The sequence below is a fragment of the Paenibacillus sp. UNC499MF genome (genome assembly GCF_900107975.1).
Classification (GTDB): Bacteria; Bacillota; Bacilli; order Paenibacillales; family NBRC-103111; genus Paenibacillus_F.
In genome coordinates, this window is the sequence record NZ_FNVF01000004.1 from 113,875 (window position 1) to 132,956 (window position 19,082).

Annotated in this window: 15 protein-coding genes and 1 pseudogene; 14 read left to right on the plus strand and 2 right to left on the minus strand. The window is 48.9% G+C overall.

What is annotated here, in order from left to right; genetic code table 11:
• The first annotated feature begins 14 nt into the window (after nucleotides 1-14).
• The 7 genes from C4S74_RS11310 (at nucleotide 15) to C4S74_RS11340 (ending at nucleotide 8,882) form a co-directional block, all read left to right on the plus strand.
• Nucleotides 15-1,574 (plus strand): SAM-dependent methyltransferase, encoded by a 1,560-nt coding sequence (locus tag C4S74_RS11310; RefSeq protein WP_103995434.1) that lies wholly within the window; start codon nucleotides 15-17, stop codon nucleotides 1,572-1,574.
• A 434-nt stretch (nucleotides 1,575-2,008) separates the two neighbouring features.
• The gene (locus C4S74_RS11315; protein ID WP_103995435.1) at nucleotides 2,009-3,151 is read left to right on the plus strand and encodes a GntR family transcriptional regulator; all 1,143 of its coding nucleotides are present in this window, start codon (nucleotides 2,009-2,011) and stop codon (nucleotides 3,149-3,151) included.
• Between the two features lie 20 nt (nucleotides 3,152-3,171).
• Nucleotides 3,172-3,990 (plus strand): MBL fold metallo-hydrolase, encoded by an 819-nt coding sequence (locus C4S74_RS11320; RefSeq protein ID WP_103995436.1) that lies wholly within the window; start codon nucleotides 3,172-3,174, stop codon nucleotides 3,988-3,990.
• Between the two features lie 75 nt (nucleotides 3,991-4,065).
• Entirely contained in the window at nucleotides 4,066-5,157 is a 1,092-nt protein-coding gene (locus C4S74_RS11325) for an extracellular solute-binding protein (RefSeq protein ID WP_103995437.1), read from the plus strand.
• Nucleotides 5,158-5,238: 81 nt separating this feature from the next.
• A complete protein-coding gene (locus C4S74_RS11330) occupies nucleotides 5,239-6,246 on the plus strand; it encodes an ABC transporter ATP-binding protein (RefSeq protein ID WP_103995438.1) in 1,008 nt (335 codons plus the stop codon).
• Nucleotides 6,247-6,260: 14 nt separating this feature from the next.
• Nucleotides 6,261-7,973: an ABC transporter permease gene (locus C4S74_RS11335; protein WP_374755400.1), complete on the plus strand. Its 1,713-nt coding sequence runs from the start codon at nucleotides 6,261-6,263 to the stop codon at nucleotides 7,971-7,973.
• A 285-nt stretch (nucleotides 7,974-8,258) separates the two neighbouring features.
• Entirely contained in the window at nucleotides 8,259-8,882 is a 624-nt protein-coding gene (locus C4S74_RS11340) for a hypothetical protein (protein ID WP_103995440.1), read from the plus strand.
• Nucleotides 8,883-8,972: 90 nt separating this feature from the next.
• Here C4S74_RS11340 and C4S74_RS11345 read toward each other — a convergent pair whose 3' ends face one another.
• Nucleotides 8,973-9,395: a DUF4259 domain-containing protein gene (locus tag C4S74_RS11345; protein ID WP_103995441.1), complete on the minus strand. Its 423-nt coding sequence runs from the start codon at nucleotides 9,393-9,395 to the stop codon at nucleotides 8,973-8,975.
• Nucleotides 9,396-9,925: 530 nt separating this feature from the next.
• On the opposite strand from C4S74_RS11345, the gene C4S74_RS11350 reads away from it, so the two are divergent.
• The 4 genes from C4S74_RS11350 to C4S74_RS11365 all read left to right on the plus strand — a co-directional run bounded on the left by C4S74_RS11350 (nucleotide 9,926) and on the right by C4S74_RS11365 (nucleotide 14,186).
• Entirely contained in the window at nucleotides 9,926-11,413 is a 1,488-nt protein-coding gene (locus tag C4S74_RS11350) for a malate:quinone oxidoreductase (RefSeq protein ID WP_103995442.1), read from the plus strand.
• Nucleotides 11,414-11,612: 199 nt separating this feature from the next.
• On the plus strand, nucleotides 11,613-12,365 hold the full coding sequence (locus C4S74_RS11355; protein WP_103995443.1) for a hypothetical protein: 753 nt from the start codon (nucleotides 11,613-11,615) through the stop codon (nucleotides 12,363-12,365).
• Between the two features lie 59 nt (nucleotides 12,366-12,424).
• Nucleotides 12,425-12,976, plus strand: coding sequence for a hypothetical protein (locus C4S74_RS11360; protein ID WP_103995444.1), 552 nt, complete (start codon nucleotides 12,425-12,427; stop codon nucleotides 12,974-12,976).
• A 121-nt stretch (nucleotides 12,977-13,097) separates the two neighbouring features.
• Nucleotides 13,098-14,186 carry a low temperature requirement protein A gene (locus C4S74_RS11365; protein ID WP_103995445.1) on the plus strand — a complete coding sequence of 363 codons (1,089 nt, stop codon included), beginning with the start codon at nucleotides 13,098-13,100 and terminating at the stop codon, nucleotides 14,184-14,186.
• A 165-nt stretch (nucleotides 14,187-14,351) separates the two neighbouring features.
• Here C4S74_RS11365 and C4S74_RS11370 read toward each other — a convergent pair whose 3' ends face one another.
• Nucleotides 14,352-15,554, minus strand: coding sequence for an MFS transporter (locus tag C4S74_RS11370; RefSeq protein WP_103995446.1), 1,203 nt, complete (start codon nucleotides 15,552-15,554; stop codon nucleotides 14,352-14,354).
• Nucleotides 15,555-15,832: 278 nt separating this feature from the next.
• Between C4S74_RS11370 and C4S74_RS11375 the strand changes: the two genes are divergently transcribed.
• The 3 genes and pseudogenes from C4S74_RS11375 to C4S74_RS11385 all read left to right on the plus strand — a co-directional run bounded on the left by C4S74_RS11375 (nucleotide 15,833) and on the right by C4S74_RS11385 (nucleotide 18,676).
• The gene (locus C4S74_RS11375) at nucleotides 15,833-16,432 is read left to right on the plus strand and encodes a TetR/AcrR family transcriptional regulator (protein ID WP_103995447.1); all 600 of its coding nucleotides are present in this window, start codon (nucleotides 15,833-15,835) and stop codon (nucleotides 16,430-16,432) included.
• A 190-nt stretch (nucleotides 16,433-16,622) separates the two neighbouring features.
• A pseudogene (locus C4S74_RS11380) lies at nucleotides 16,623-17,387 on the plus strand (SDR family oxidoreductase).
• A 206-nt stretch (nucleotides 17,388-17,593) separates the two neighbouring features.
• Nucleotides 17,594-18,676, plus strand: a complete 1,083-nt coding sequence (locus C4S74_RS11385; RefSeq protein WP_103995448.1) for an ankyrin repeat domain-containing protein — start codon at nucleotides 17,594-17,596, stop codon at nucleotides 18,674-18,676.
• Nucleotides 18,677-19,082 lie beyond the last annotated feature (406 nt).

The following is a 19,082-nucleotide window of genomic DNA, read 5'->3' on the forward strand; positions in this document are numbered from 1 at the left end:
GCAGGAACGATGAAATGACAGATAATAAGAAAGAGCGGTACCGCTTCAGTGAAGCGCCTATATGGAATATCCAGCGGAAATATTATGAAGAAGCGGGAACGAAGGCCTGGAACAATGACCAGGTTCCTCAATACATAACGAGTAATCCGATGATCGGAGCCGCCTATGCGGAAATGATCTTTGGATTTCTTCAAGACCGGGCGAATAAGGGGTATGGTTCGGAGCCGGTTACAATTGTAGAGCTTGGAGCCGGAGCCGGACGTTTCGCTTACCATGTGCTGTATGAGTTGTGTCAGATGAGAGACTACGCGGGAATACCGCTGCCCCCGTTCCGCTATGTCATGACGGATTTGGCGATGAGCAATGTTCTGGCTTGGAAGGAGCATCCCGCCCTGCAATCTTTCATAACCGAGGGATTGCTCGATTTTGCGCAGTTTGACGCTGTCCATGGTACGGTGCTGAACCTCGTTGTGTCGGGTGACACCATTGACAAAGGAGATTTAAAACAGCCGTTAATCATTGTGGCCAACTACTTTTTTGACGGCATCCCGCAAGAGTTGATTTATGTGAGCGAGGGGCAGATTTATGAGGCCGATGTCGATGTCGAGTATCCCGAACATAAGGATTCCCTTAAACCGTCGGAATGGTTAAATCAAATCACTTTACACTATGAGCATCGGCGGGCCCCCGAGTACGAACAAGAAACTTATCCTTACCGCGATGTCATCTCCCTTTATCAGGAACAGCTGGAGGATTCCCATATTTTATTTCCGGCCGCGGGATTAACTTGTTTACAACGTTTGAACTCATTATCTCAGGCAGGCTTTCTATTGATAACGGCAGACAAAGGAGATCATCTGCTGGATAACTGGAAATTCGCGGAACCGCCGGAGTTGGTCTTGCATGGCAGTTTTTCTTTAACGGCCAACTACCATGCGTTCATACATGTTTTTGAACAAAGAGGAGCCGAGGCGTTATTTCCTCCCCACCATTATAAAAATATAAATATCGGTTGTATCCTCCATTTGGACAAACCGACGGACTATGCAAATATGAGATTGGCTTACCGCCGGTGCATCGAACGCTTTGGTCCGGATGAGTTTTTTAGTATGAAGGGTTGGGTAGACCGGAATCTGGAAAGCATAAGGCTGGAGCAAATCTTAAGCTTCTGGCGTCTGGGCGGATATGATGCGGAATTTTTCATTCAGAGCGCGAAGCAGATCTCCAGTCTGTTACCGGATGCGGACGATGAAGAAAAGCTGGATTTGCTGAGAGGCATAGAGCTGATGTGGTCATCGTATTACGTCATGGAGCAGCGTTATGATCTCGCGCTTGATGCCGGATTGATCCTGTTTGAGATGGACATGTATGAGCATTCCAAACGGTATTTGGAAATTTCGGTACAACAAGAGCAGGATGAGGTCGTATCCACCGTTTTTTATTGTCTGGCCATTTGTTGTTTCGAATTAGAATTAGTGGAAGATGCAGTGAGTTATACGAGAAAACTGTTGGAACTTGAGCCCCATCATGAAGAGGCGTTGGCGTTGATCAGCCATTTTGATGAGCCCGAATAAAGCAGAGGTAACTGCAAAAAGGTTCGGCACACAATTCAGGATTTGGCTATAGCTAACCGGGAAAGCAAGGCTGGCTGTACCGAGAAAGGGCTGTCCTCCGGTCATTTGAGATGACGGGTAAGGGCGGCCCTTTTGTATGCCTAAAAGCCGATTTTACAAATATCAGATTATGAAAATAAGGGTTCCACTGATATAGAAATCATCGATCTATCAAGAAATTATGTTGAAAAAAGCTGTATTTACATATTTTTAATACGTATGTCATTGAATATGTCAGTGACATTAAGTAAGCTCAATTTAGATCACCTGTAATTAAGCGTCAGGGAGCAAGGGAGACAAGTAAAACGACGCCCAATAACTCAGGAAGGGGAAAGTCCGACATCTATGGATAAATATGCCGACAGAGAGAAGTCATTGGCCAGGGAACACCTTACATGAAACATGTACAGGCGACCAAGAAACCGAATCTGCTGTATCTGCAAATTGCCGATAAGGTCCTGGAGATTATCCAGAGCCGCAGGCTTCAACCGCATGATCCCGTCCCTTCGGAAGGAGAGCTCGCGAAGCTGTTCGGCGTAAGCCGGATGACGAGCAAGCTGGCGCTGGAACAGCTGGCCGAGAAGGGGCTGGTGTACCGTTTGCCGAGAAGAGGGACCTTTCTCTCCGGAAAACAGGACGGCGTGCCTGAAAGCGGACTGCTGCCAGCAGAAAAGAAAGCGCTTCCAGAAGAAAAGAAACAGAGTAATCAGATGGCTCTCATCGTGCCCCATCTATCTGACTACACTTCAAGAATCATTGCCGCAGCCGAGAACGAAGCACGAAAGCACGATTGCGATCTTATTCTGAAAATCAGCCGGAATAAAGAGGATGAGGACCGCTGCCTGCAGAGGCTTGTGGATGGGGGAATAAGCGGCATCATTCTATTTCCCCAAGGGCGCAAGACGTGCAGTGACCAAGTGCTGAGATTAAAATTGATGCAATTTCCGATTGTTATTATCGACCGCATTTTTCACGAGGTTCAGATTGATTGCGTGTATCACGATCATTATCTGGGCTCTTACCAGATGACCAAGTATCTGATCGGGAAGGGACACAGGGAAATCGGATACACGTCGAACTCGCTGGATAATATCACGAGCCGGGAAGAGCGGTATCAAGGTTATATCCAGGCGCTGCTTGATCATGCGATTCCGGTCAAAAACCAATCTATTCATTTTAGAAGCGTCCCTTGCAATCCGAGCAATATCAACGAGGGAGACCCGGAACAGGAACGGTTTATTCATGAGAATCCGCAGATGACAGCCGTTATGTGCGGGGATGATCATGTTGCCATCTCAACCTTGTATACAGCTTTGCGTATGGAGATTCCCGTCCCTGAAAAGCTTTCTATTGTCGGGTTCTCCGATATCCAATTATCGGCTTTGACTCCGATTCCTCTTACAACGGTCAGACAGGATACCGAGCAGCTTGCCCAATCGGCATTTAATCTTCTTATGAAGAGGGTCAAACATTCTCTTGAGAAACAGATTACCATCAAAATTCAAACGACGATCGTAGAGAGGAAATCCGTTCTTTAGGATTGACAGAAGGAGTTTATATGAAAATTCATTTTCTGGGAACAGCGGCCGCAGAGGGCTTTCCGAATGCATTTTGCCGCTGTGAATATTGCCTCAAAGCACGGGAGCTCGGAGGAAGAAACATCCGTACACGAAGCTCGGCCATCATTGACGATGTGATCAAATTCGACTATGGCCCCGATTCTTATATGCAGGCGCTTCGCGACAACATTGATTTGGGCGCCATCGAGCACCTGCTCGTCACCCATACGCACTCGGATCATTATAACGCTTATGATTTGGAATGCCGCAGAGCGGGAATCGCTCACAACCTTCCGTATCCGTTGCATATTTACGGGAACGATGCCGTGATGCATCATACGCGTGCTGCCATCGGCCGATTTGAAGGGGAGCGGTTTGCCTTTCATCTCCTTCGGCCGTTTGAGACGATAACGGTAGGCGATGCGAGGGTTACTCCCCTGCTGGCGGACCATGACAAGATGGAAACCTGCTTGTTGTACGTGATTGAGAAGGAGGGCAAAAGCCTGCTGTACGGGCACGATTCGGGCTGGTTCCCGGAAGCTACGTGGGCGTGGTTAAAGGGAAGAAACCTGGACGGAGCCATACTCGACTGCACGCACGGATACACCGGGAAATCCCGCGATCGCAATCATATGTGTATCGAGACGGTATTGGAGGCCCAGCGTGAGTTTCGGAGCGAGCAGATTTTAAAAGAAGAAGGACGCATCATCGTCACGCACTTCAGCCATAATTCCAAACTGCTTCACGATGAATTTGAAGATATATTCAAACCAACCGGGGTCGTGGTGGCCTATGACGGAATGATCCTGCACATCTAGCCATACAGACGGGGCCTATGAAATACTATCGTTTTATAAAAATTCCAACTACATGAATAGGGAGTGTGAATCAGAATGTTCAAGAAAATGATAAGTGCATCTTTGTTAACGATCCTGTGTCTGGCGGTAACTGCTTGCGGTGGAAGCAATAACAACGGGAATGCGGAGGGGACTGCCCCATCGGCCAATGCCTCGTCCGCACCGGTTAAGAACGATAAGCTCATTGTTTATACAAACGCGAATTCGGACGGCCGCGGCGAATGGCTGGTTGACAAAGCGAAAAGCGCCGGCTTTGAGATTGAGCTTGTCGGCGCAGGCGGTGCCAATTTAACCAACCGGTTGATTGCCGAGAAGAACAATCCGATCGCGGACGTTGTGTTCGGCTTGAACAACATGCTTTATGAAAATTTGAAGAAAGAAAATGTTCTGTCCAAGTATGTTCCGAAATGGGCCGGAGATGTGGAGCCGGGCTTAAACGATCCGGACGGTTTTTATCACGGACTAGTGAAGCAGGCTATTCTGCTCAGCTACAATCCGGATAAATTCACGGCCGAAACTGCACCGAAGGATTGGACGGAGCTCTATAAAATTGATGCGTTTAAAGGCAAATATGAAGCTCCAACCCTGCTGGGCCAAATTACGCCGCAGCTCGTAGTGGCGGGCATTCTGACCCGCTACCAGGATCCGAACGGTGAACTCGGCATTTCCAAAGAAGGCTGGAATGAAGTTAAGCAATTGTTTGACAACGGAGTGCGCGCGGTAGAAGGGGAAGACTTCTATGCCAATCTGGCAAGCGGCAAGACGCCGCTTGGGGCGGTGGTTTCCGGCACACTAAGCAAGAAGGAAGAACAGTATAAAGTGAAAGCAGGCATCGTAAGTCCGCAAATCGGCGTGCCTATGATTGTGGAACATGCGGCTATCATTAACGGTACGAAGAAGAAAGCAACGGCAGAACGGTTCGTCGAGTGGATAGGAACTGCCGAAGTCCAAGGGGAATTTGCCTCTAAATTCAATTCCATGCCCGCGAATACCCAGGCTGCCGCAAAGGCTAACGAGTCCGTGAAGGCCTTATATGCCAATTTAAAAGCACAGCCTATGGACTGGGGCTTTATTGCCGGCAACATCGGAAAGTGGGTAGAGAAAATCGAATTGCAGATCATGAAATAAACAGAGCGGGATGAACGACAGACTGCATATTGGGGGGCCAATATGCAGTTATTCTTTAAGAAAATAAGGATAGGGGTAACTATGATAACATTTAATGAAATTCAAATTAAATTCGGTCATTTCCACGCCATCAAAAACCTCAATCTGCAAATAAAAGAAGGCGAGTTCTTCACCTTTCTCGGTCCGTCGGGGTGTGGAAAAACTACGATTCTGCGCAGCCTCGTCGGATTTATTAAACCCACGAGCGGACACATTATGCTCGACGGCAGAGATATTACCCATGTGCCTATCGAAAAAAGAGGAATCAGCATGGTGTTCCAGAGCTATGCCCTGTTTCCGACTATGAATGTTTATGATAATCTCGCTTTCGGCATGCGTGTCAAGAAGGCTTCCAAGGCCGATATAGACCGGGAAGTGAGGGACATTGCGCAGAAGGTGGATCTGAAGGAAGACCAGCTTTTTAAGAAAGTGTCGGAATTGTCCGGCGGCCAGCAGCAGCGCGTAGCGATTGCCAGAGCGCTGGTTCTAAAGCCGAGTATTCTGGCGCTGGACGAGCCTTTGTCCAATTTGGACGCCAAGCTGAGGGTGCAATTGCGAAATGAGTTAAAAAATCTTCAGAAGAAGTTCGGGATCACCACGATCTATGTCACGCACGATCAAGAAGAAGCGCTGACCTTGTCGGATCGCATCGCTGTCTTCAATAACGGGATCGTCGAGCAAGTCGGCAGCCCCCAAGAAGTATACAATCAGTCCAAAACGGAGTTCGTCTGTAACTTTATAGGCGATATCAACAGGATCGACCCGCTGATTATTCGAAACAGCCGATTGAAGGATTTCATCGACCCTAACAAAATTGCCTATATCCGCAACGAAAAAGTGAGCCTGCTGCCCCTGCCCGCTGCGGAAGCCGTACAAATGAAAGGCAAAATCGTAGATCAGGAGTTTTATGGGCTGTACAGCAAATATGTAATAGAGGCGGCCGGAGGGGGATTCATCAAGACCATCGAGAAAGAAAGCGGGTTTGCTCCCAATAAAGTCGGCGACGATATTGATATGTATATCCGTATCGGCGATATTCTGCAGTACTAAGGGAAGGAGGAAGTGTGTTGAACACAGAGAAATTTAAGAAAAGGCTGGCAGCCATCAATCCGACCGCATTCGTTTTTTACGCTGTGATAGCCTGGTTTGTGATAGCCTTTCTGATTTATCCTAACCTGAACACCTATTATGAAATCTTTTTTAAGGGCGGCAAATTTTCGTTCGAAGCGGCGGAGAAGCTGTTGTCATCCGAACGTGCGATGAGGAGCTTATATAACAGTTTTATTCTGGCCGTATCCCTTGTTTTTACGGTAAACATCGTCGGCGTTACTCTGGTTCTGATCTCGGAGTATTTCGATATTAAAGGTGCGAAGATTTTAAGGCTTGGCTATTTTACAACTCTGATCTACAGCGGCGTCGTATTGGTATCGGGGTACAAATTCGTATACGGCGAAACGGGTTTCATGACCAAGCTGTTGGTCAATCTGTTTCCTTCCTTTGATACGACATGGTTTCACGGCTACTGGGCCGTTCTGTTCGTCATGACGTTCGCCTGCACTTCCAACCACGTCCTGTTTCTAAGCAATGCCGTTCGCAAAATTGATTTTCAAACCGTAGAAGCGGCAAAAAATATGGGGGCATCGACCTTTTATATCCTGTGGAGAGTCGTTCTCCCGGTCTTGAAGCCCACGATGTTTGCGCTGACCATCTTGATCTTCCTGACGGGACTCGCAGCAACGTCCGCTCCTCTGATCTTGGGCGGAGTGGAGTTTCAAACGATCACACCGATGATCTTAACGTTCTCGAACAGCTCGTCCTCCAAAGATTTAGCCGCGCTGCTGGCCCTCATTCTGGGCTTGGCTACTTTAATTCTGCTGACCTTTATGATCCGATTTGAACGAAAAGGCAACTTCATGTCCGTTTCCAAAGTCAAGTCGGAGCTGGTTAAGCAGAAGATCAACAATAAGCTCGGAAATATTGCCGCGCATATTCTGGCGTACTTCCTGTTTCTCCTTTATATCATTCCGGTCGTGCTCATCATCGTCTTTTCCTTTACGGATGCACACAGCATATCAACGGCCACGTTGAGTTTTCACAGCTTCTCCTTGAGCAATTATATAAATGTGTTCTCCAACATGTCCGCGTTCAAACCTTACCTTGTCAGCATTGTGTATGCCGCTGCGGCATCGGTAACCGTTGTGGCTCTGGCCTTGGCGGCATCGCGCATTTTGCATAAATACAAGAACAAGTGGACAACGGCTCTGGAGTACGCGCTGCTGATCCCGTGGATGCTGCCGTCGACTTTGATCGCAATCGGGCTCATCGTAACCTTTAACACGCCAAGACTGATTATCGGGAATTACATATTGGTGGGGTCAGCCTGGATGCTGTTTCTTGCCTATGTCATCGTGCACATACCGTTCACTCTCCGGATGGTCAAAGCGTCCTTCTTCAGTCTGGACAGCAACCTTGAAGATGCGGCGAAAAATTTGGGCGCGAAGTCTTTCTATACATTCACCAAAGTACTGCTGCCCATTATACTCCCGTCAACGCTGGCCATCCTTGCGCTGAATTTCAACGGTATTTTGGCGGATTACGATCTTACCGTATTTCTCTATCATCCTCTCTACCAGCCTCTCGGTATCGTGATCAAGAACAGTACGGATGCACAGGCTCTGGCCGACACCAAAGCGTTAACGTTGGTCTACTCCGTCATATTGATGATTATGTCCGCTATTACGTTATACTTTGTATATGGGAGAAAAAGTAAAGTGTGAGAGTCTTCTTGATAAGAAGGCCACGTATAGATATCGCCTAAGGCCCTGATAAGGCTCAAGTAAGGCATATGCCAAAACCTTTTATCATGAAATGGACCCCCTGCTTTATAGCAAGGGGTTTTTATTCTAATTATGCCGCTAGAACGACCGGGAACCGTATAAAATAATGTTCTGAGGAAGACAGGAGGACGCGGGGCCGTGTGGAATATAGGTAGCAGACATTATTAGATGCGGGGAGGCCAAACTCTGGCTTGTATCCCCAGTCTATATTTGGCGGTGAGATAAATGGATCGATTGAAACACAGCGGATTTTATAAGCTGAAATTTTTTGTAACACCGGAGGAATTTAAAAATATCTTGGAGCTCTTTAACCCAAAAGAAACGCAGTTTCAACTTAGTAATTACGCTCAGACCAAACACGACCAGAATCAGGTATACGAGGCTTATACAGCGTTTTACCGGTATTTTACGGCGCAGGAAAGGCCCGATTACCACCCTTTCTTCGTATACTCCATTTCTATTGCTAGGGGTAATGAAAGCTCCGGATTCTTTGTAAAAAATGAAGGAGTCGGGTTTCCTTATCACGGTCAGTGGGCGGAAGATGAACTGCCGTATATCATGCTTTCGCTTCCCAAAGGCTTCCAAATCAATCGGGAGGATGAAAAAGGCAAGTATTATGTGTATGAAGATATCCGGGAACACCGGCCGTTAACTTATGCGTTTTTTGAGGAACTGGCAAGCTATACGAAAAAAATCACGAAGCCGCTTCGTTATTCAGTCCGTGAAGCGGCTGCCGGGCAAGAGCAAAAGCAAAAGCCGCCTGTGCGCATAAGCGAAAATGCGGCAAATGAACTGGCGGCTTCGTGGATTTTCAAGAAATATGAGCTTGTTATGAATGGAAAGCAGTAGAATACCTTTCCACTGGCGGCCATCGCAAAAGGTTGCATGATGAGGCTTGATAGGATGCCGCCGGCCGTGTTAAGCGGCGGTGTCCGGCATTTACAGCCGACCCGACAAAGTACGGACCACATGCTCCATATGTACGGTCCAGTCGGAATCTCCGTCTCTCAGTTCATACAGCTCGCGGTCGCCGCCTTTATTATCGAGCACCTGCTGAACCAGCTGCTTTAATTCGCGCAGATCCTCTGTCTCCAGGACAATCTCGTTCAGGCCGTTCAGCTGCTCGTACTTCGTCTTTCCGTCTTCGATATAGGCGCATACGATTTCAGCCAGAGCGATGGCCGTATTATCGTAAAGGAAATCTTCCTCTTCAGGGTCCTCCGCAAGGAATCCGATTTCCCTGAAATGAGTGATCAGCTCTTTTAACTTGACCGATTTACGCTCCGCTGTGTATTCCGTTAACGCATGAAGAACGTCCAGTCCTTCGTCACTTTCCAGTGATGCCGTACCCCAAGATCCCATCGTTTATCTCACCTTTCGTTAACTGTTTTCCGCTAGTCTTCTCAGCTTTAAGCACACGGCGTCCAATGACAATGCCCCAGGCGAGGCCCTTTCCTTATTCGGAAATGGAAAAATGATCCTACCTAACAAGATTAATTTAACCAAGAAAATAAGTCTATATTTTTAAACTATTTAAACATATTCATCCGGAGACGGCCGGCCGGCAGTCTGACCCCGATATCGAAAAAGCGCCGGACGAACTAAAACAAGAGGACCGAAATAGACGGTAGTCTAGAAGATTTCACAAAAAAACACAAACCAGACTCCTCAATTCAGCATAAACTGAGTTAAGGACTTGGTTTTTTTTGTTTTTAGGGCGTTTGGAAGTACTTAATGGTAGATATTTTAGTGTAAAAATAATTATAATAGAGTAGATAGGGTTATAGTGGAGACAGAATCGGTTTGTTCTTAGGTGGTGCCTTGCTTTTTTACTATACGAAGCAGGCGTGCCTGCTCTTTTTTTATAAATATAGAGGATAAGGAAGGTTATCATGAAAACAGACGTTATCTTAATCGGTGCCGGGGTCATGAGCGCGACTCTGGGATCGTTACTGAAAGAGCTAGTGCCGGAATGGGAAATTAAAGTGTTCGAGAAACTCGCAAAGGCAGGAGAAGAAAGCTCTAACGAATGGAATAACGCGGGTACAGGCCATTCCGCACTGTGCGAGCTTAATTATACTTCCGAAAAACCGGACGGTTCCGTAGATATAAGCAAAGCGATTCAAATCAATGAACAGTTTCAGCTTTCCAGACAGTTCTGGTCTTATCTTGTAAACAAACAGCTGATCCGCAATCCGCAGGACTTTATTATGCCGATTCCGCATATGAGCATGGTACAGGGGCAAGAGAATGTTACGTTCCTGAAAAAGCGGTTTGAAGCGATGTCGAGCAACCCTTTGTTCCAAGGGATGGAATTTTCCGATGATCCGGAGAAACTGATGGAATGGATTCCGCTTATTATGGAAGGCCGTACTTCAAGTGAACCGATCGCGGCTACGAAAATCGACTCAGGGACGGATGTCAACTTTGGCGCTTTAACGCGCATGCTTTTTGAGTACCTGCAGACCCAGAATGTGGAGATGCATTACAAACATAGCGTGGACAATATTAAACGTGCCGCCGACGGATCGTGGGAATTGAAAGTACGCAACCTCGATAACGGCAGCGTCGAGCGCCATACGGCGAAATTCGTCTTTATCGGTGGCGGCGGCGGAAGCCTGCACCTGCTGCAGAAGTCCGGCATTCCCGAAGGAAAACATATCGGCGGATTCCCGGTAAGCGGGCTCTTTATGGTATGCAACAATCCGGAAGTGATCGAACAGCACCATGCCAAAGTATACGGCAAAGCAAAGGTCGGAGCTCCGCCTATGTCCGTTCCGCACTTGGATACACGCTATATCGACAACAAAAAGTCTCTGCTGTTCGGGCCTTTTGCCGGCTTCTCGCCTAAATTCTTGAAAACCGGTTCCATGTTTGACTTGATCACGTCGGTGAAACCGGATAATGTCTTGACGATGTTAGCCGCCGGCGTCAAAGAGATGGCATTGACCAAATACCTGATTGAGCAGGTACTGCTGTCGAATGAAAAACGCGTGGAAGAATTGCGCGAGTTTATCCCGAACGCCAAAGGCGAGGACTGGGATATCGTCGTAGCGGGCCAGCGTGTGCAGGTGATCAAGGATACGGAAGCCGGCGGCAAAGGTACCCTTCAATTCGGTACGGAGGTTATTACGGCCGCCGACGGTTCGATCGCCGCACTGCTCGGCGCTTCTCCGGGGGCTTCCACCGCCGTTCACGTCATGCTTGAGATTCTGGCAAGATGCTTCCCGCAGCATATACAAGAGTGGGAGCCGAAAATCAAGGAAATGATTCCTTCTTACGGCCTGTCCCTCTTGAATAATCCCGAGCTCTTCCGGGAAATTCTTGCATCCACTGCGCAGACGCTTGGTCTGGCTGAAAAAGAATTGGCGTACAGCTGATTTTCTTATAAAAAGAACCTTCTATCCTTTTTGGGTGGAAGGTTCTTTTGCATTTGCGGCAGGAAGAGCGGCCGGATGGATAGGCAGGCCATTTTCAACAGACTGCAAACTGTAAGGGGGAGGATAGAAGCCGTTCCAATATATAGTATAATGAAGTCGTAATGAAGGTTGAAAGATCATGACACAGGAGGAAAGATGCATGTATCTGGTATCCCGGCCTAAACCGCTGCCTGAGGGCATCAACCGAACGATTGCGGAGGAAGTGGCCGCTTGTTTTCCACCCGGCTATCTCCGGTTTTTACGTTCCTTCGGCGAAGGGACCTATAGCGGCTGGATGAATGTCCAGCTGCCGGACCCGGAGGTGCTTAAGCCATTTGCCGAATACGGGTTGTGGGAGCATGACGCGGACAGCCCGATTACCGAGCGCCAGATCGGAGAGTGTGTCGCTATCGGCACGACTGTGGACGGCGATTTTCTGGCGGTGCATCCCCCGACGGCCGGGCTGATCTGGCTGCCTCGTCACGGGGAACAAGTGACGGCTGTTTCTCTTCGGGCGCGTGAGCAGGAAGATGAAAGGACATACGCTTCGGTGCTGGACGAAATCTATCGTCAGGTGTACGGATGCGGCCGGGAGAGGGCCGCTTATTACGAACCGTGGACGGGGACTCGGAGCCATCTCTTTCTGCGGCTGCCGCCGGGACTGGATCAGCTTTCGCTGCCGGATCTGTCCGGAATGTGCCGGGCTGCTTTTCCGCCGGATCTGTCCGTTGAAACCGATTATTCTTGTCACCTCTTCTATCAGACACTTGGGGGTTATGTGAGATTTAATTATGCCAACAAGCAGGAGGTGGCCGTCATGTATGAACAGGACGCACCGGCGCAAGAGGCGTTTGCCGCTATAAGGCAGTGGCTGGTGTCAAAAGGATGCGAGCCGTATTCGGACAGCAGATGAGGCTTGCAAAACGGCGGCTTTTTTAGACGGGTCAAAAACGGTACTAAAAGGAGGAAGGAATGGAACTTTCCTTTTATGCAGATATACATGGAACGTGCGTGGGGCAATTGAGAGATGAACTGCTGCCCTTGGAGGAAGCGGCCCGGGCATGGGATTTTCCGTATGCTGTCGTTGTAGTATTTCGGGTTCTGCCTGAAAGCTATGAACGAAGAACATTCAGACGTTTTGATAGTTCGGATAATATGCTGGCACTAGACATCAGCCTAATTTATGAACAGTATCTGCGAATGTCTAAGAACGAGCAGCGTGAGGCGCTGGGCATCCGGTTGTACGATTATTTGTCGGAGTCGGTTGCGAAATACAAGAAGCACGCGGATAAGGATACCAGGGACCGCCTGCTGACTCTGGTGAAAGGCTGGATGCAGGAAAATAACTGGCTCGACGGAAAAATAAATAGAGCGCGGGAGCTTCTCGCACAGGATAAGGGACTTTATGAGGTTGGCCAGGAACTGCAAATGCCTCTGGAGGAAATTGAATATATCTTGCTGCGTATGAATGACTGCGAGCCTGCGGACGTTCACCCCGATAACAGGAACATCAGGGTCGGATAGACCTGACAACGGACCGCCCTTATATGGTAAGCCTTAAATCCTATAGACCCCGGCTGGAAAGTTGGTATAATAAATAAATCATCTTTGAGGAACAGGCATCCGGTAGGGGGATTATAAGGGTATGGTTGAGAAAAAGGTCACCTGGTTAGAGCTGTTTTATGATCTTCTTTTTGTCGCGGCAGTCTCCAAAGCAACTCATGTTCTGCTGCATGCGGAAAACGGAGTTATTCCCATCGAATATTTAGTCAAATTTGTTCTGATTTTTATCCCGATCTGGTGGGGATGGGTAGGACAAACGCTTTTTGTAAACCGATTCGGTCAAGATATCTTTATCCATCGAATATTGGGCATTTTGCAGCTCTTTTTTATTTTAATCATGACAGCTAGCTTGTCTCCCGATTTCGATCAATACTACATTCCCTTCTTTATCGGATATATAGGCTCGAGAGCGCTGACCGCCATTCAATATCTGCTGGTGCATAAATCCAAAGCCGCTCATCAGCAATCGACCGCTTCTTACTTGGGGACCCACTTTTTGATCGGAATTCTGATATCCTCCTGTTCGCTTTTCTTTGACTCGTGGATCCGTTATGCCGTTCTGTATTTGGGAATTGCCGTCGATATTATACTTCCCTTAGTCGGGCGAAAACATCTGGTAAAAACACCTATACATACCCCTCACTTATTTGAACGTTTCGCTTTATTTACGCTCATTCTTTTAGGAGAATCGGTGGTCAGTATTCTGGCCGTGCTGCAGTTCAACAGCTGGGATCTGCCCTCCGTTTTGTTTGTCGCGTTTACAAGCGTCTTAGTGATCGCCATCTGGTGGCAGTACTTTGAAAATGTTGAAACCAAAGTGAGTAAGGAAATCCAAACGGCCGGCCAGACGATTATTTACGGACACTTATTCATCTACTTGTCCATGAGTATGTTAGCCGCTGCCATCCAGCTGTTATATCAAGAGAAACTGAATTATACGTTCATGTTGATGTTTGCATTCGGGTCCGTTCTTCTTTATTTTTTCTCCACCTCTCTGGTTTTTCACTTGTACAGACCGAAACATCTGCGTTTGAAGCCCTATCACTTGGGCGTATTATTAGGGATATTGGGCTGCTGCATAGCATTGAACTTAATTTTCCCTGTACCGAATTATGCGATCGTCGGGGAGATGATGGTTTTCTTTATCGCGTATGCGAAACTGACGACTTGATTTATTGAACGATCAGGAATCCTCAAAAAAGATTGATAAACCATCCAAGGAATAATTAATTTCCAGGGATGGTTTTGTTTTTACGGCAGAGGTCAGTCTGTCTCTTTGGGTGCAGTGCATCCGTACATTTCCTGGCTGCTCTAACATCGTGTTAAGGATGACTGCTCATAGAACCTGTTTCTTTTCCGTGGCAAAATAAAGCAGTGCAGCGACCGGGAAGGCGATTCCGATCCATAACGCGGCGCTCCATCCCCCCGAGGCGAATATCCATCCCCCGACTGCCGATCCGACGGCTCCGCCAAAGAAGAAAATAGCCATAAAAAGCCCATTCAGACGGCTGCGGATTTCCGGACTCAGTGAGAAGAGCGCGCGTTGTCCAAGTACAAGATTTGCGGATACGCCGGCGTCCAATAACAGGGCTGAAGCGACGAGAACGACTACTCCCACGGATGAACCCGTACGGATTATAAGCGGCAGCAGCATAGAAATAACGACCGCAGCGAGTGCAATCCCTGTTGCGGGTCTGGTCCAGCCGCGGTCGGCCAACCGTCCGGCTACCGGTGCCGCTATGGCACCCGCGACTGCGGCAAGCGCGAACAACGCGATGGCTTTCTGGGAAAAGTGAAAGAGCGGACCGGATAGCAGCAGCGGCGCCGTTGTCCAGAACAAGCTGAAGGTCGCAAACACACAGGCATGATAGGCAGCCCGGCGGCGTAGGATCGGGGTTGTCCGCAGCAGGTGCCACATCGAACCGAGCAGAGCCGTATAGGTTGTGTCTGTCGAAGGTTTTCTGGCAGGCAGCACCTTCGAGAGGACGACAGCCAGAATTACTACAGCCAGGGCCGACAGAGCGAATACGGCATGCCAGCCGAAGAAGTCCGCTACCAGGCTCGACAGGGGACGCGAAAGCATGATGCCAAGCAGCAGCCCGCTCATGACATTGCCGACAACGCGGCCGCGTGAAGTTTCCGCTGCCAGGTAGGATGCGAACGGGACGAGTACTTGCGCGGCAACCGACCCTAATCCGATGACAAACGAAGCGGCTAAGAAGGGGACAGCCTGTTTCGACACGGCCGTGACGGCAAGGGCGGCCCCAGTCAGAAGTAAAGAAACGACAACCAGCCTACGATTTTCAACGATATCCCCCAGAGGCACGACAAACAACAAACCCACTACATAACCAAGCTGCGTTAACGTCACGATAAAACCGGAACTGTTTGCGGACAGCCCGATTGAGGCACTGATTTCCCCGATCAAAGGCTGCGCATAATAAAGATTGGCTGCAATGATGCCGCATGCGGCTGCCAGCAGCAGGGTTAGCCATGCGGGGATATTTTTTTCGGTTGTTTGTTTTTTTAAAGCAGTCATTATAGACAACTCCTTATATCGAAATATCATGCTGTGAAGCAGTGACTGCATGGTTCCATGCCATTACAATTTCGTGTGGGGTTCTTCAGAAGATAATTACTCCCTTCATCGATTTTAAATACTGAACGTTTAGTTTATTAATTGGTAACCAAATAATATACTGAACGTATGGTTTTGTAAATAGGTGGTTTCAACTTTCTTTTTTATTCACAATTGGTATACTGAACGTGTAGTTTCTTAACGGTTAAGCGAGGTTTGGACGAAAGGAGACGATTACGATGAATGGCAAAAGAGGCAGACCGCGTAATGTCGAAGCGCAGAAGGCTATCCTTTCCGCTTCTTATGAGTTGTTGCTGGAAAACGGCTTTCAGGCCGTCACAGTGGATAAAATTGCCGATCGCGCCCAAGTCAGCAAGGCCACGATTTATAAATGGTGGCCTAACAAGGCTGCCGTGGTAATGGACGGTTTCCTGTACGCCGCCACAGCCAGATTGCCCGTGCCTAATACAGGCTCGGCAACGAATGATATTGTCATTCACGCCACGAATTTAACCCGGTTTCTGACAAGCCGTGAAGGAAAGATCATTACGGAATTACTGGGCGAAGGACAGTTTGATGCAGGGTTGGCGGAAGCCTACCGAACCCGTTTCTTCCGTCCCCGCCGGCTTGAGGCAAGAGGTCTTCTGGAGAAGGCCGTTCAACTCGGAGAATTGAAAAAAGAGCTCGACATTGACATATGCATCGATCTTATCTACGGACCGATTTTCTATCGGCTGCTGGTGACAGGGGACGCGTTGGATGAGCCCTATGTACAGCATTTGGTGCTAACCGCCTTAGAAGGAATCCGTTCCAGCTGTGCGGAAGAGCAGCTTGGCTGAATTTTTGAGCGGAAGGAAATGCTTGGAGCAAATGGAAAATCCGATAGCAGGTTTTTGTCAATTCTCCTAAACTTACGAAATAAGTGAGCGGCATGCGAGAGTCCCAGCCCCTTAGACCGAATATAAGAGCAACATTTCAAAATTTATCCTGTGCTATATTCTTCTTGAATTCGGACAAGGAGATGAGAGCATGAGGGAACTGGAAGGTAAAATTGCTTTAGTAACGGGAGCGAGCAGGGGGATCGGCCGCGCTATCGCACTGCGTCTGGCCCGGGAAGGCGCGTTTGTCGCCGTGCATTACGGACAAAGACGTAACGAGGCGTAGGCGGTGGTCCGGCAGATTAGCCAAAGCGGAGGAAAAGCGTGCGCGATAGGTGCCGACCTCAGCTCTCTTGAGGGCATCCATGATTTATTCGCGGCACTGGATGAGGCGATCCGGGAACATACGGGCGGCAGCGGATTCGATATTCTGGTCAACAATGCCGGAATCGGGCAAATTCTCAGCCTCGAAGAGACGACGGAGGCTTCTTTTGACGAAGTGATGAAGATTAACGTCAAAGCTCCGCTTTTTGTTACCCAGCAGGCTTTACCGCGCCTGAAGGACGGCGGGCGCATTATTAACGTGTCCTCTTTTGTGACGCGCGCCGCTTCTCCCGGTGTGTTCACCTACAGTATGTCGAAGGGGGCTATCGACACGTTTACCCTTCTTCTGGCTAAACAGCTGGGGAGCCGCAAGATTACGGCAAACGCCATTCAGCCGGGCATCATTAACACGGAGATGAATGCGGGAACGCTGCAAGATCCGAACGGGCAAAAAAGTGCGGCCGGACTCTCCGTCTTTAGCCGGTGGGGAGAGCCTGAGGATGTGGCGGACGTCGCCGCCTTTCTCGCTTCGCCGGACAGCCGCTGGGTAACCGGCCAGTTGATCGACGCGAGCGGCGGATCGCACCTGTAAGCGAATCGTGAGACATAAAGAGAGAGCCCGGCTTTGCGGCCGGGTTCTCTTTTTTGCATAGCCGGGAGGTTTGACAGCGCGCGAAGAGGCAAGCTTTTCGCTTCCCGGCTAATGGCCGCAATCGTGCCCAACGGCCGGGTCTCTGTTGTTTTTTGCCAGTTACTTTTCTATATTTAATATAAGACATGGGTAGGAGAGGATAATCGATGATCCAACTGAAAGATATCGGAAAGTTCGAGAAGCTGCCGGAAATCGCGATGCACATTTACAAAGGGAATATGCCGGCTTTACGGGAAGCCGTTGCGGCCGGCTGGAATATCGAAGAGGGTATCGTACTGGGTAAATATACGACACTGAGTCCGCTCGACCTGGCGCTTATATCGGAAAGACTGGACGTTGTAAAACTGCTCGCAGAGAACGGCGTCAACCTGAATGTCCCCGATAATCCGGCTTTTCTGCGTGCTGTCCGCTACTGCAAGGAAGACATCGTCCGCTATCTGGCGGAGCAAGGGGCCAGGATGGACAAGCTCAATCATATCGGCACGGGCGCTTATTCCCAGGCCTACTACGGCAATAAGAACAATATTCCGCTCCTCCATGAGATGGGATTGGATATAAAGCGGCACGGCAGCGCCGTACTGCGCCAGGCCGCTTCGGACCATGATCTTAAGACGCTCGCGTATTTACTCGATCACGGGGCGGACATTAATTACAATAAGGCGGATCAGGTCTATCCTTATCAGGCGACTCCTTTAACCGTTGCCGTGCGAATGGGCAATATGGCGATGGCCAAGTATTTGATTGAACGCGGCGCGGACGTTACGATAACGGAAAAGGACGGCGACCGGGCATATACGATTGCGGTCGGCAATAAGGATGCGGCTTTGGCCGATTATTTGAAATCTCTTGAGCCGGCAGAGCTTCATGATCGGGAGAACAAGAAGTTTGAGCTGAAAAAGTACAAGCTGACCGATGAACTGCTCACCTTTCTTACCGGAGACAAGCTGCGTCTGGAGCTGGCGCCCAATGAGTATGAGATCGGGCATATTGACTTTTTCACTCTGACCGATACTTTTGAGATGAAAATCGGCCGGCAAAAGCTGCTGCGCCTATCGGCCGATATCGACAACTACTCGGATCTGCTCCTCGTCTGGAATCCGAAGAAAAAAGGCCTGATAGGCTGTTATGACGTAGAGCATCAGGAGTATGCGGATTTATGCGGCTTTACGGAATTCCTTACGCAGCCTGAAACCTACCTCATCCGATTTCTTGAGGGAGAGCTGCAATAAGGGTCCGCCGCTGTCTGTCACGCCTGCAGCGGAGCAGGTGTATGCAGGGAACTTTGTTTGTGCCCTGATTGCGGATAGTATCCGCCGGAAAACCTCACCGATCAAGCGACTGCCGTGCTCTGCGGCAGACGCTTTTTTTTATATCCGAATAGCGCCCGCGTTGTTTATCTTTTCCATAGTCGTAATACTTTCGCCCTGTTGGCCTGCCGCGGAATATGGGATGATGAATCCATCAAAGGTTCGGAGTCACGGACTGTGAACCTTGAACTTCAGGCTATTGCGATCCTTCCTTCTACTTCATTGGGCGAATTAGGGTCGCAGCTTTCCTGAAGGATTTCTATTCGCGAGAGGAGGCGTCCAGGCTATCATAGTCCTTCCTTCTAAGGGCATTCCGCCAAACACAGTA

Bases quoted from the DNA above. Each gene is read 5' to 3' on its own strand.
- C4S74_RS11360 (WP_103995444.1), top strand. From the start codon at position 12,425: ATGGAACTTTCCTTTTATGCAGATATACATGGAACGTGCGTGGGGCAA.
- C4S74_RS11375 (WP_103995447.1), top strand. From the start codon at position 15,833: ATGAATGGCAAAAGAGGCAGACCGCGTAATGTCGAAGCGCAGAAGGCT.
- C4S74_RS11310 (WP_103995434.1), top strand. From the start codon at position 15: ATGACAGATAATAAGAAAGAGCGGTACCGCTTCAGTGAAGCGCCTATA.
- C4S74_RS11330 (WP_103995438.1), top strand. From the start codon at position 5,239: ATGATAACATTTAATGAAATTCAAATTAAATTCGGTCATTTCCACGCC.
- C4S74_RS11370 (WP_103995446.1), bottom strand. From the start codon at position 15,554: ATGACTGCTTTAAAAAAACAAACAACCGAAAAAAATATCCCCGCATGG.
- C4S74_RS11340 (WP_103995440.1), top strand. From the start codon at position 8,259: ATGGATCGATTGAAACACAGCGGATTTTATAAGCTGAAATTTTTTGTA.
- C4S74_RS11315 (WP_103995435.1), top strand. From the start codon at position 2,009: ATGAAACATGTACAGGCGACCAAGAAACCGAATCTGCTGTATCTGCAA.
- C4S74_RS11355 (WP_103995443.1), top strand. From the start codon at position 11,613: ATGTATCTGGTATCCCGGCCTAAACCGCTGCCTGAGGGCATCAACCGA.
- C4S74_RS11320 (WP_103995436.1), top strand. From the start codon at position 3,172: ATGAAAATTCATTTTCTGGGAACAGCGGCCGCAGAGGGCTTTCCGAAT.
- C4S74_RS11385 (WP_103995448.1), top strand. From the start codon at position 17,594: ATGATCCAACTGAAAGATATCGGAAAGTTCGAGAAGCTGCCGGAAATC.
- C4S74_RS11350 (WP_103995442.1), top strand. From the start codon at position 9,926: ATGAAAACAGACGTTATCTTAATCGGTGCCGGGGTCATGAGCGCGACT.
- C4S74_RS11325 (WP_103995437.1), top strand. From the start codon at position 4,066: ATGTTCAAGAAAATGATAAGTGCATCTTTGTTAACGATCCTGTGTCTG.
- C4S74_RS11345 (WP_103995441.1), bottom strand. From the start codon at position 9,395: ATGGGATCTTGGGGTACGGCATCACTGGAAAGTGACGAAGGACTGGAC.
- C4S74_RS11365 (WP_103995445.1), top strand. From the start codon at position 13,098: ATGGTTGAGAAAAAGGTCACCTGGTTAGAGCTGTTTTATGATCTTCTT.